General features: G+C 66.1%; 7 protein-coding genes. 4 read left to right on the top strand and 3 right to left on the bottom strand.

Translation table 11 applies throughout. From position 1 onward, the window contains the following. Positions 1-169 precede the first annotated feature (169 nt). Complete coding sequence (locus tag NYP07_RS22370; RefSeq protein ID WP_268154135.1) at positions 170-3,004, bottom strand: TonB-dependent receptor; 2,835 nt, start codon at positions 3,002-3,004, stop codon at positions 170-172. Positions 3,005-3,453: 449 nt separating this feature from the next. Beyond that, positions 3,454-4,446 (bottom strand): glucokinase, encoded by a 993-nt coding sequence (gene glk / locus NYP07_RS22365; RefSeq protein WP_268154133.1) that lies wholly within the window; start codon positions 4,444-4,446, stop codon positions 3,454-3,456. Between the two features lie 343 nt (positions 4,447-4,789). Between glk and NYP07_RS22360 the strand changes: the two genes are divergently transcribed. Beyond that, a complete protein-coding gene (locus tag NYP07_RS22360; protein ID WP_268154131.1) occupies positions 4,790-6,694 on the top strand; it encodes a glucokinase in 1,905 nt (634 codons plus the stop codon). Between the two features lie 65 nt (positions 6,695-6,759). Beyond that, positions 6,760-7,557 carry a glutaminyl-peptide cyclotransferase gene (locus NYP07_RS22355; protein ID WP_268154129.1) on the top strand — a complete coding sequence of 266 codons (798 nt, stop codon included), beginning with the start codon at positions 6,760-6,762 and terminating at the stop codon, positions 7,555-7,557. Positions 7,558-7,613: 56 nt separating this feature from the next. On the opposite strand, the gene NYP07_RS22350 is transcribed toward NYP07_RS22355, so the two are convergent. Further along, on the bottom strand, positions 7,614-8,792 hold the full coding sequence (locus NYP07_RS22350) for an acyl-CoA dehydrogenase (protein ID WP_268154127.1): 1,179 nt from the start codon (positions 8,790-8,792) through the stop codon (positions 7,614-7,616). Positions 8,793-8,936: 144 nt separating this feature from the next. Between NYP07_RS22350 and NYP07_RS22345 the strand changes: the two genes are divergently transcribed. Beyond that, complete coding sequence (locus NYP07_RS22345; RefSeq protein ID WP_268154141.1) at positions 8,937-9,815, top strand: LysR family transcriptional regulator; 879 nt, start codon at positions 8,937-8,939, stop codon at positions 9,813-9,815. Between the two features lie 310 nt (positions 9,816-10,125). After that, complete coding sequence (locus NYP07_RS22340) at positions 10,126-10,884, top strand: hypothetical protein (RefSeq protein WP_268154125.1); 759 nt, start codon at positions 10,126-10,128, stop codon at positions 10,882-10,884. Positions 10,885-10,943: the final 59 nt, after the last annotated feature.

Here is a 10,943-nt window from a genome sequence, read left to right as displayed (position 1 = left end):
TCCGGCTTCCTTCAGACCCACAGTCACCCGCGGAACCCTTGCCATTGGCTAACCATTCCCCTTGCCGGGCTGATAGAGGACTCTCACCTCCGAGTAGGTGCACCCTGCCGGGCGCACCAAGAAAAAGCCCCCAGGCCAACCTGGCCGGGGGGCTCTGAGTGCCGAAGGGTTACTGCAGCTTGTAGCTGACCTTCACGATGATCGTGTGGCCTGTCTTGTTTTCGGTGTCGATGCTGTTATCGCGATTCAGCTGACGATAGACCGGGTTGTTCAGGTTGTTGCCCTCAACTCGGAAGCTGAGCCCCTTCATCTGCCCCTCCTGGAACTCGTAGCCAACCTGGGCCGACACCCAGCTCGAACCCTGAATTCGCTTCAGCACCGGGTAGCCGCCGGTCTGGTCGTTCGCCACGAAGCCGACGTAAGTCGAGCGGTAGTTGTCAGCGACGAAGGCGCTGAAGCCCCACTTCTCAAAGTACAGCGTCAACTTGGCGTTTTCCTTTGACAGGCCCGGGATCGCGATGTTGCCGACCTGCGGGACCTGCACGTTAGGAATCTGACCCAGCACGTCCGGGAACTTGATCGTGCTGCCGGTGTTCGAATAGCTGGCGTAAGCGCCGAAGCCATCCAACCAGGACGAGATCATGTTGAACGGCGCAGACACGGCCCATTCAAAGCCATGGACATTGCCACCCGTGCCGTTCACCGAGGTGGTGAAGATACCGACGTTGCCCTTGCCGGTGGTGCTCGGTGCCAAGCCAAGTGACTGAACGTAAGGCGTGAAGTCGTAGGACAGATTGGTCTGCGGAGCGATGTAGGTGTCGATCTTCTTGTAGAAGAGCGCACCACTCACATAGGCCTTCTTGCCGAAGTACTTCTCATAGGACAGGTCGAAAGCCCAGGCCTTGAAGGGCTTGAGGTGCGGGTTACCACCCGAACCCACCAGCAGATCGTACACAGGCGACGTCTTGTCCCCAGTCAGGAATCGAGATGCGGCAAAGGAATTGCGCATGTCGGTCAAGGTCGGCCGCGCAATCTGCTGGGCCACGCCAAAACGCACCACGTTGCCACCACCCAGTTCCCCGTTGAGGTTGAGCGAGGGCAGGAAGTCGGTGTACTTGGAGCCATCCGTTACCAACGTGCCAGCCGGGTTCGTCAAGGTCACACCGGAGCCAACTTGGGCGCGGTAGCCGCCCGAGGACTGATCCGTGTTCACGATCTGCAAGCCTGCGTTGCCTCGCACCGGGATACCGCCGATCTCGGTGTCGATGTTCGCCTTCGCGTACGCGGTAGTAACCTTCTCAGCGATGGTCCAGGTCTTGGACAGGATGTCATCGTTGTACTTACGAACAAGAACTGCGCCGTCCCACAGGTTGACCTTGGGATCGAAGGTCAACATGTTCAGACCTGTGCCGCCGATGTTCGTCGACACATAGGCATCGGATGGGAAGGCAAACGGATCGAAACCATTGCCGGTCTTGGACTGAAGCACGCCTTCGTCGACGATGCGGTCCTTGGTGCGCTTGGCGTAGTTCAGGCCGCCTTGAATGCTGCTGAACATTGACCCGCTGGGCAGTTCCTTAGTCAGGTCAAAACGGATGGCGCTGACCTTATCCGTCACGGTCGGGCCCTTGTCGTAGCCAGCCTGAGCCAGGTTTTTGCCCGGGACCACGGGGTCCGGCACGCCGCTCCAGCCTTGCTGGTCACGCACGAAGATCATGGTCCGGTCTGTGTACGCCGTGGGGTTGCCGACCTTGAACTGGACGGTACCGCCGCCCGTGTTGTCGAAGCTCAGCGTATCGGCGGCGGCAATGCCAGCGTAGGCCTCGATATCGCGCTCCACGCGCTTCGCCGAGTTGTTGCTCAGGTCGACGCTCGCGGTCCAGCCGTCATCAAGCTTAAGGGTGTTCTTCCAGCCCAGCGACTTAATGGTGTCGTTGTCGAAGATGCTTTCCGCGCGGTCAATGAGTCCGGCACCATTGGCACCGAGCTGGAATGTGCCCTTGGTGGCCACGCCGTTGACGACAGTCGCGTTGGTGATCGGGCCACCCAAGCCACCCTGGATCCGGGCTTCCTTCTGGACGGCGTCAATCTTCGAATAGAACACATCCAGCTGGCTGGTGAAGTTCTTGTTAGGCTTGTACGCCAGGATCGCCGCACCACCCCAGCGACTGTCAGTCACGCGACGGTTCTTGTAGTCGACACCGTTGCCGAAGGGAGCGGGCACGGTCACATTGTTTTGCACCGTTCCGTCGGTCAATGTTGCCTTCACGGTGGCGGAACCCCAACCACCCGTGCCCAGTTCGTTGGTCGTGCCATCCGCCTTGACGAAGCCCAGGGCAATACCGATGGTCCGATCTGCAAACTGATCGATGTAGGCCAGGCTCTTTCGATTGCCCGTTCCAGGGTTGGGCAGGCTGATGCCGGTGCGGTCGCGCTCGTAGCTCGCAGCAAGCACCCGGCGACCAAACGCCAGCGGATCGATCAGGCGCTTGTCGATCGTGCCAGCCATGCCCGCACCCATCAGCGCCGCATCGTTGGTCTTGTAGACGGTGGCGCTGGCGATCAGTTCAGCCGGGTAGACGCTGAGATCAACCGCGCGGCTGTCACCGGTGCTGGTTTGCTCGCGACCATTCAGCAGATAGCCCGTGAAGTCCTCATTCAAACCACGAATGGCGATATTGGATGCAGTGCCGCTCTTGGTACGTTGCGCCGTGACACCAGGCAGTCGGGCCAGAGCCTCGGCAATGGTCGTGTCGGGCAACTTGCCAATGTCTTCCGCCGAGATCGCCTCAACGATGGAGTCGTTATTGCGTTTGACCGAAATCGCGTCCTCGATGCCCTTGCGGATGCCGGTGACGGTCACCGTTTCGAGCTGCTGGGGTTGCGGCGCCGTCTGTGCCGTCGCCGCCGCGGCGGCGATCAGCAGGGTGCAGCCGACGGCCACCGGACTGATGTGGAAGGACTCGGCGCGGCCCGAGCCGCGCTTGTCATTGCTCATGCTCATGAATGTCTCCTCTGGTTCACTGGAAAACGGCTTGGCCCGGGAGGCGCCGCCGGGTGCCGGCTTGCGTCTGGAGGGCGAGAACCCAACGTCTCGACCATGTTTGTATCAAAACTAGATTTTTTTCCGCACCTGCGTAAACCCTAGAAGTTGCGCAGAAACGACCTGATTTCCGACAAATGCCAAGGGAAAACCAGCATTAAATCAAGTGACGATCGATGGCGCCGCCGAAGTCGACATCAAGAAAAACAAAATTCTGTAGCTCAACTACACATCAATTTTCAGGGTCACGGCAGCCATCCATCCGTGAACAAATGCGCACGGCAGAGCCGCTCGGCGCCGCTTGCCAGTGCGGCGCCGAGCAGTCATTTCTGATGGAGTGATGAGGGCTGCGCCACCGAACGGCCGCGCCGCAGGGACAGGCGGCGGGCGCGAGCGGACCCGCCGTGAGCTCAGGCGTCGGCCTGCTCCAGGGCCTGGGCCGCGCCGGCCAGGGCGGCCAGCGTGTCGGTGATGAGGGCGGTGGGGATGCCGGCCAGCAAGGGCTGGAAGCGGCCCTTTGCCTCGAAGCGGCCGCGGAATTCCGATTGGAAGAAGCGCTCGCCCAGGCGCGGCACGATGCCGCCGCCGATGAAGACACCGCCGCGCGAACCCAGCGTCAACGCGACGTTGCCGGCAAAGCCGCCGAGCATCGCGCAGAAGACGTCCAGCGCGCGTGAGCAGGCCGGCGATTCGCCCGCCAGGCCGCGGGCCACGATCTGCTCGGTGGGCAGCGCGTCGACCGCCTCGCCCTCGCCCAGCACGGCGGCGACCGCACGGCACAGCACCGGCAGGCCGATGCCGGACAGGAAGCGCTCGGCCGACACATGCGGGAACTCGCGGCGCGCATGGCTCAGCACGGCGCTTTCGAAGTCGTCCGCCGGCGCCAGCGTGGCATGGCCGCCCTCGCCCGGCAGCGCGATCCAGCGCCCCGGCGCCCGCACGACGCCGCCCACGCCCAGGCCCGTGCCCGGGCCGATGACGGCCAGCACAGCCCCGGTGGCCATGTCCTTCGCCGGCGGTGGCGCCGCGCCCCAGGCGCGCAGCTGGTGCCCGCCCAGCCGCGGCAGCGACAGGGCCTGGGCCTCGAAGTCGTTCAGGCACAGCAGCGTCTGCAGGCCCAGTTCGGCCTGGGTGCCGGCGCGCGAGAAGCTCCAGGCACCATTGGTCAGTTCGATGCGGTCGCCGCCCAGCGCCGTTGCCAGCGCGAAGGCGGCGCTGCGCGGCGCGGCCTGGCCCGGCGCCTGGCCGGCGAGGTAGGCGCGCACCGCGGCGGCCGGCCCGGCATGGCCCGCCACGGGCAGCACACGCACGTCCTCGACCGCCGCGCCGGGGCCGGCCACGGTGCCGAAGCGGGCATTGGTGCCGCCGACATCGGCCACCAGCCAGGGGTAGGCGGCCGTCATGCGAGGGCTCCCGACGACGGGCAGGAAAGGAGGCGGGGTTTCGGGAGTCGGTTTTTGGCAGGCACGGGAGCAAAAAGGTGAAATTTCGGTCGCGGCGGACGGTAGCAAAACTACATATCCCCGACAATACGCATTCGCCCCAACGATTCAATTCGCCTTCTGCAATCGCTTCCAAACGCCTCGCAACCAGCAGCTCCCTGGGCAAAATCGGTTGCCGCAATACTGTAGTGAAGCTACAAGAACTTTCCAGCACCACCGCCGCAGGCCGCCTTGCGCCGCCGCCGGCCGGCCTGCTGAATAATCCGCCGGTCCTTTCACAGCCCGTTTTCCAGCGCCAGCGCCTATGCCCCGTTTCGACAGCCCCCGCCTGCTCGCCGACATCGGCGGCACCTATGCCCGATTCGCGCTGGAAACCGGCCTCGGCGAATTCACGCAGATGGCCTCGCTGCGTTGCGCCGACCATGCCGACTTCCATGCCGCCGTGCGCGCCTATCTGCAGGGCCTGAGCTGGCAGGACGGCGGCCCGCAGCAGATCGCGCACGCCGCCATCGCCATCGCCAACCCGGTGGAGGGCGACCGGGTGCGCATGACCAACTATCACTGGCAGTTCTCCATCGAGGAGATGCGCCAGCGCCTCGGGCTGGACACGCTGGTCGTCGTCAACGACTTCACGGCGCTGGCCATGGCCCTGCCCCGGCTGGCCGAGGCGGATGTGCGCCAGGTCGGCGGCGGCCAGGCGCGGCGGCCCAGCGTCATCGGCCTGCTGGGCGCCGGCACGGGCCTGGGCGTGTCCGGGCTGATCCCGGCGGGCGAAGGCTGGATCGCGCTGGGCACCGAGGGCGGCCACGTCAACTTCGGCCCGCGCGACAAGCGCGAGATGGAGATCCTGCAGTTCGCGTGGAAGACGCTGGACCATGTCTCCTACGAGCGCCTGATCTCCGGCCCCGGCCTGGAGCTGATCTACCGCGCACTGGCCGACCGCAACGGCGTCGCCAATGCCGAGCCGCTGCTGGCCCCCGCCATCACGCAGCGCGCGCTGGAGGATGGCGACGCCCTCTGCCTGGAGACGCTGGAGGTCTTCTGCGGCCTGCTCGGCACGGCCGCGGCCAACCTGGCCGTCACGCTGGGCTCGCTGGGCGGCATCTACATCGGCGGCGGCATCGTGCCGCGCCTGGGCGAATACTTCGACCGCAGCCCCTTCCGCGCCCGCTTCGAGGACAAGGGGCGCTTCCACGACTACGTCGCGGCCATCCCGACCTTCGTCATCACCGCCGAGAACGCTACCTTCAAGGGCGCGTCGGCCATCCTCGAGAACCAGCTGCGCAACCTGCAGGCCTCGCCCGGCTCGGCCATCCTCGGCCAGATCCGCCGCGCGCGCAGCGAGCTCTCGCCCGCCGAGCTGCGCGTGGCCGACCTCGTGCTGGCCCAGCCGCGCTCGGTGCTGAACGACCCCATCGCCGAGATCGCCCGCGCCGCCGGCGTCAGCCAGCCCACCGTCATCCGCTTCTGCCGCTCGCTGGGCTGCGAGGGCCTGTCGGACTTCAAGCTGCGCCTGGCCTCGGGCCTGACCGGCACCGTGCCCGTCACCCACACCCAGGTCAACACCAACGACTCCATGCTGGAGCTGGGCGCCAAGGTGCTGGGCAACACGGCCAGCGCCATCCTGCAGGTGCGCAGCCAGCTGAACCGCGACACCATCGACCGCGCCATCGACATGCTGCTGCAGGCCGGCCGCATCGAGTTCTTCGCACTCGGCCATTACGGCGTCGTCGCGCAGGACGCTCAGTTCAAGTTCCTGCGCTTCGGTATGCCCTGCGGCGCCTACACCGACCCGCGCCTGCAGCTGCTCGCGGCCGACGTGCTGCGCGAGGGCGACGTGGCCGTCGTCATCAGCAGCGGCGGGCGCCTGCCGGAGCTGCTGGCCGTCGTCGAGAAGGCCCAGGAGCGCGGCGCCAAGGTCGTCGCCATCACGGCCAGCCAGAGCCCGCTGGCCAAGAAGGCCGACGCGGCGCTGATCGTCGACCACGTCGAGGACATCGCGACCCACCTACCCATGGTCAGCCGCATCCTGCACCTGCTGGTCATCGACATCCTCGCCGTGGGCGTGGCCATGCGCCGCAGCCCCGACAGCATCGCCGCGCTGTCGGCCGGCGCCGAGGACGACGAGGCCAACAAGCCCACGCGCACCACGGCGCCCGGCGTCAGCATGGCCTCGCCGCTGGCGCGGCTGACCTCGCACAGCCGCTGAGCCCCAGCCGGCCTGAAGACCCCTTGCAGACAGCTCTCGCCCACGGCTTGGGCTAGGCTGACGGCATGAATCCGATCTCGCGTTTGCTAGCCTCCCGCCGCGCCGCGCTGGCCCTGCTGGCCGCCGCGCTGGCCCTGCCCGCCGCCTGGGCCGCCGCGGCCGTGCCGGTGCAGGGCTTCAAGGTCGTGCACAGCTACCCGCACGACCCGCAGGCCTTCACGCAGGGCCTGTTCTTCCACGACGGCTTCCTGTACGAGGGCACGGGCCTGCGCGGCCGCTCCACCATCCGCAAGGTCGAGATCGAGACCGGCCGCGTCGTGCAGGCCGTGGAACTGCCGCCCGAGGTCTTCGGCGAGGGCATCTCGCAGTGGGGCGACCGCCTCATCGGCATCACCTGGCAGGAGCAGACCGCCTTCGTGCTGGACCTAAGGAGCTTCAAGCTCTGGCGCAAGTTCAACTACCCCGGCGAAGGCTGGGGCCTGACGCACAACGCCAAGGAACTGGTCATGAGCGACGGCAGCGCCGAGCTGCGCTTCCTGGACCCGCTGAGCTTCAAGGAACTGCGCCGCGTGCGCGTGACGGCCGACGGCCGGCCGGTGGACCAGCTCAACGAGCTGGAGTGGGTCGAGGGCGAGATCTTCGCCAACGTCTGGCAGACCGACCGCATCGCCCGCATCGACCCCAGGACCGGCCGCGTGACGGCCTGGATCGACCTCGCCGGCATCCTGCCCGACGACCAGCGCCTGAATGCCGATGCCGTGCTCAACGGCATCGCCTACGACGAGAAGAAGAAGCGCCTCTTCGTCACCGGCAAGCTCTGGCCGCGGCTGTTCGAGATCCAGCTGACCAAGCCGTCACGCTGAACTCATTGCCCTGGCCGGCCAGCATCCCGGCATCCCGGCATCTCGGCCTCAAGTCATCAGAACGCGGCAATGCCCGTCTGCGCGCGGCCCAGGATCAGCGCATGGATGTCGTGCGTGCCCTCGTAGGTGTTCACGACCTCCAGGTTGACGAGGTGGCGGGCGATGCCGAACTCGTCCGAGATGCCGTTGCCGCCGAGCATGTCGCGCGCCATGCGGGCGATCTCCAGGCTCTTGCCGCAGCTGTTGCGCTTCATGATGGACGTGATCTCGACCGCCGCCGTGCCCTCGTCCTTCATGCGGCCCAGGCGCAGGCAGCCCTGCAGGCCCAGCGCGATCTCGGTCTGCATGTCGGCCAGCTTCTTCTGCACCAGCTGGTTGGCCGCCAGCGGCTTGCCGAACTGCTTGCGGTCCAGCGTGTACTGGCGGGCCGTGTGCCAGCAGTCCTCGGCCGCACCCAAAGCGCCCCAGGCGATGCCGTAGCGGGCCGAGTTCAGGCAGGTGAACGGGCCCTTCAGGCCGCGCACGTCGGGGAAGGCGTTCTCCTCGGGGCAGAACACCTTGTCCATGACGATCTCGCCGGTGATGGACGCGCGCAGGCCGACCTTGCCGTGGATGGCCGGCGCCGACAGGCCCTTGGCGCCCTTCTCCAGCACAAAGCCGCGGATCTGGCCGCCGTCGTCCTTGGCCCAGACGACGAAGACGTCGGCGATGGGGCTGTTCGTGATCCACATCTTGCTGCCCGTCAGCTCGTAGCCGCCGGCAACCGACCGGGCGCGCGTGACCATCGAGCCAGGGTCGGAGCCGTGGTTGGGCTCGGTCAGGCCGAAGCAGCCGATCCACTCGCCGCTCGCGAGCTTGGGCAGGTATTTACGCTTGGTCGCCTCGTTGCCGAACTCGTTGATCGGCACCATGACGAGCGACGACTGCACGCTCATCATCGAGCGGTAGCCCGAGTCCACGCGCTCCACCTCGCGGGCGATGAGGCCGTAGCTGACGTAGTTCAGGCCGGCGCCGCCGTACTCGGCCGGGATGGTCGGGCCGAGCAGGCCTAACTCGCCCATCTCGCGGAAGATGCCCACGTCGGTCTGCTCGTGGCGGAAGGCCTCGAGCACGCGCGGCCGCAGCCGCTCCTGGCAATAGGCCACGGCCGCGTCGCGCACCATGCGCTCGTCCTCGGAAAGCTGCTCGTTCAGCAGCAGCGGGTCGTCCCAGTGAAAGCTTGCCTTGGTGGCCATGATCGCGGTCTCCTGCGTGATGGTGGCGCGCCCGGCATTGGCCGGGCGCTGATGGCGCCCAGTATTCCGCGCCCTGCGATTCGTGTCCAATTCAGCAAACGACTTCGACGATTCGCAATGCCTATCGACGCCGCCACCCGATCCCTGGAGTTCCGCCACCTGCGCTACTTCCTCGCGCTGGCCGAGGAACTGCACTTCGGCCGCGCCGCGCAGCGCCTGGCCATCTCGCAGCCGCCGCTGTCGGTCGCCATCCAGCAGCTGGAGGCCAGCGTCGGCGCCCGCCTCTTCGACCGCGACAGCAAGGGCGTGCGCCTCACGCCCGCGGGCGAGGCCTTCCGCGGCAGCGCGCAGGCCCTGCTCGACCGCGCCGAGGACGCCTGCGCCCTCGCCCGTGAGGTGCAGGCCGGCGAGGTGGGCCGGCTGCGGCTGGGCTTTGTCGGCTCCACGCTGTTCAACGGCCTGTCGGCCTGGCTGCAGGTCTTCCAGGCCAGCCACCCCAAGGTCGAGGTGATCGTCATCGAGCTGAACTCGCAGGACCAGATCGACGCGCTGCTGGCCGAGGAGCTGGACCTCGGCCTCGTCCACACCGACCGCCTGCCGCCCGCCCTCGCCTCACAGCCGCTCTACAGCGAACCCTTCCTCGCCTGCCTGCCGGCGGGCCACCCGCTGGCGTCGCTGGAGCAGATTCCGCTCGCGAGCTTGAGCGACCAGCCCTTCATCCTGTTCTCCCGCAAGGGCTCGCCCGACTACCACGCCCGCATCGTCGAGATCTGCCGGCAGCATGGGTTCTATCCAAGGCTGCAGCACGAGGGGCGGCATTGGCTGTCGGTGGTGTCGCTGGTGTCGCAGGGCCTGGGCGTGAGCATCGTGCCGGCGGCGTTTCGGCAGGCGGGCGTGCAGGGGGCGGTGTTCAGGCCGCTGGCCGAGGCGATTGAGGCGTCAGCGGTGTTTGCGGCGTGGAGGAGGGATTCAGCAAGCGTGTTGCGCGCGCGGTTTTTGACGAACCGAGCCAGCAAAGCATGAAGCTCGTAGAAAGTTCACGCTTTGATCCAGTACCCCAGCATGATCCAGCGCCCCGACATCAATCCCGCTGGACCGCGTCGTTTGGGTCAAGAGCAAAGAGCCCGACGCGGCGCAGTCCATGGCTCGGCATGAGGGCTTCGGCTGGCTCGTCGAGTTCCCTGGGGGATGCGACCGGGTGCTTGGCGCACCGCAAAATCTTCATCGCCACCGCGGTCGCCTGGACGCCGTTTGAGCAAAACGGCGAGCCGTTGAGGTTCTTCTGAGCAAAGCCCCATGGGCGGGCCGGTTACGATTGAGCAGGAGTGCGTCTATGCGTCTTTTTGCTCTTTCTTTCCCTCTGATGCTTGCATGCGCGCATGCGCAAGGCCAGATCTCGCTTGAACAGCAGACGAACGAAGCGCAGCTGCGACAAATGCAGCACGAAATCGACATGGCGCGGATTCAAGCTCAGACAGAGAGTATTCGCAATCAAACCGAGCTGATGCGGCTTCAAATGGAGCGGCGCGAAGCCGAGCGGGCCGCTCAGCCGCGAGAAAAGAGCATCTTCGAGATCATGGGCGAGATACAGGCGAAAAAGGAGGCGGACGCCGCCGCCGCCCAAGCGGAAGCCAACCGGGTCGAAGAGGCCGCAATCGCCGCCGCGAAGTCTGCCGACACCGCCTACCTTGCCATCGCCGTCGCCGCTCCCTTGGCATTCGCCTTTTGGATTGCCCGCCGCGCAAAGACATCAGGAGTCAACATGAAATACGAAGAAAAGTTTGGCGTGATGATGATGATCGCGTCGCTGCTGCTGGGCCTGTTGGCCCTTTCGATCTCCGAAAATTGGGTGCCTCACCTGGACGCCGTCCAAAACCTGATGCTGACGCTCAAAATTCGAATGCTCGCCGAGAGCGAGTCGTCATACGCCTCGGCGATGGTCGATGTCTACACAAAGCATGTGCTGCTGGGTTTGCTTGTCGTCGCGGCCTACGGCTTCACAACCTACCTGGGCATCACGCCGCCGTGGAAGAAGTCCGACGCGGCCCCTGTCGCCTCGCCAGCGCCCGTCGAGCCGCCCAAGGAAACGTGACCTCTTCACAACAAGAGAAAACGCGGCGAATCAGTCTCGCCTGGCGGCACACCCGCGTA

The sequence above is a fragment of the Pelomonas aquatica genome, assembly GCF_026712205.1.
Lineage (GTDB): Bacteria > Pseudomonadota > Gammaproteobacteria > Burkholderiales > Burkholderiaceae_C > Pelomonas > Pelomonas aquatica.
This window is presented reverse-complemented; position numbering and strand designations above follow the sequence as displayed.